Raw genomic sequence first — 1,886 nt, forward strand, 5'->3', positions numbered from 1 at the left:
CCCCCCCCCCCCCCCCGCCCCCCCCCCCCCCCCCCCCCCCCCCCCCCCCCGCCCCCGGCCGGGGCCGGCCGCGCCGCGGGGGGGGGGGCGGCGCCCCCCCCCCCCCCCCCCCCCCGGGGGGGGCCCCCCCCCCCCCCCCCCCGGCCCCACCGGTGTGGACCCCGCGGCACACCGCCCCGCCGTCGACTCAGGCGCGGACGACGACGGCCATGACGACGCCCCCGCCACCGCCGTCGACCACGAGCGAGGAGCCGCCCCCGCCGTCGACCACCACGACCCCAACGACGACGGTGCCGATGACCACCGAGTGGATCCACGTCCCGCTGCTTCCGGTACCGATTCCGATCCAGGTTCCGCAGACGCAGGCCCCGCAGACGCAGGCGCCGCAGTACACGCCGTATCCGCAGTATCCGCAGCAGTACCCGCAGTACCCGGGGAACTCCCAGAATCCGTTCCTGAGCCCGGGCTACTAGCCGCCCCAGCCGCCCGAAGCGTCCCTGCTGAGCGCGCTCTAGAAGCGCGCCCGGGCCCGCGCGGGTAGGTTTGGTGTTACCCGGTCGGGCGGGGTCTATCCGGTGATGTCCTCATGGAGGATCCCGGAGCAAATCAGCGGACTGTGGAGGCGTAAGTGGACATCGTGCTGGGGGTCTCGATGGCTCCCGAGACGGTCCGCCTGGTGGTCATCGAGGGCCAGAGCGCCGACGGTGTCACCGTCGAACAGGACGAGTTCGCGGTCGCCGGCGGCGCAGGCTCGGTGACTGCCGGGGCGGTCGACCAAGTGCTTGCCGCGATCGGGGGCACCCGGGAAGGCGCGCTCGCGGGCGGCTACCGATTGGTGTCGACCGGAGTGACGTGGACGGACCCCGCCGGCGTCGGCGCACTGCGGGATGCGATGGGCCGCCACGGCATGGGCAACGTCATGCTGGTGTCCCCGTTGCTGGCCGCGGCCGCGCTGGCCCAGACGGTCGGGTCCGCCCTGGACTACGCGCACATCGCGATGCTGTTCGTCGAGCCCGAGACCGCGACGCTGGCCGTCGTCGATGTCTCCGACGGTTCGATCGTCGATCTGCACCGCCAGCAGCTGGCGTACGCCCCCCAGGAGCCGCTCGCCGTCGAGTTGGCGACGATGGTCGCCGGGCTCAACTCGCGGGGGGGCCGGGCGGACGGCGTCTTCCTGGTGGGCTGCGGTACGGACATCGTGGCGGTCAAGCCCGCGCTCGAGGCGGCGACCCCGCTCGAGGTGACAGCCCCAGAGGAGCCGGAGATGGCGCTGGCCCGCGGAGCGGCGCTGGCGTCGGCGAACGCGCCGCTGTTCGCCTCGTCCACGGCGGCCCTGGCATACGCGCTCGACCCGGGCACCGGGGAAGTGAGTCCCCGACCGATCGGCCCGACCTACCTGGACGTCTGGGGCAACACGACCGCCGATGCGCTGGCCTACAGCGCCGTCGCCGACGAGGACGACGTGACCCCGCGCAGGCGCAGACCCATGTTCCTCGCCGGAAGCGCGCTGGCCGGGATCGCCGCGGTGGTCGCCGGCGTGGTGCTGTTTTCGCTGGCCTCCGATCGGCCGGGATCCACCGCGCCGCAGAACCCGCGGGTCAGCGTCGCCACCCCGGCCAAGCAGGTGCCGGCCGCACCGCCGAGCGCGGCGCCGGCGGCGCAGCCACCCGCCCCCGCGCCTCCGCCCCCGGCCCCGACCGTGGTGGCCGCCCCGCAGCCCGCCCCGCCGGTCGCCGAGCAGCCGGCGCCACAAACGCAGAAGCCGCCGCCGGCGGCTCCGGTCTACCGCGCTCCGAGCCGGCCGGCCCCGCAGTACACCCGATCCCAGGCCAGGGCGCCCGCGTCCACGACGGTCGGCAGGGCCTTGCGTTGCCCGAACGGCGCGG

General features: G+C 75.8%; 2 protein-coding genes. Both read left to right on the forward strand.

The features are described 5' to 3' along the window. Positions 1 to 296 precede the first annotated feature (296 nt). Positions 297 to 473 (forward strand): hypothetical protein, encoded by a 177-nt coding sequence (locus A5750_RS26550; protein WP_197501060.1) that lies wholly within the window; start codon positions 297 to 299, stop codon positions 471 to 473. 155 nt (positions 474 to 628) lie between these two features. Further along, positions 629 to 1,886, forward strand: a 1,258-nt coding sequence (locus tag A5750_RS10140) for a hypothetical protein (protein WP_231989165.1), incomplete at its 3' end; no start/stop codon positions are given.

Origin of the sequence: Mycobacterium sp. 852002-51613_SCH5001154, from assembly GCF_001667425.1 — a bacterium.
Classification (GTDB): Bacteria; Actinomycetota; Actinomycetes; order Mycobacteriales; family Mycobacteriaceae; genus Mycobacterium.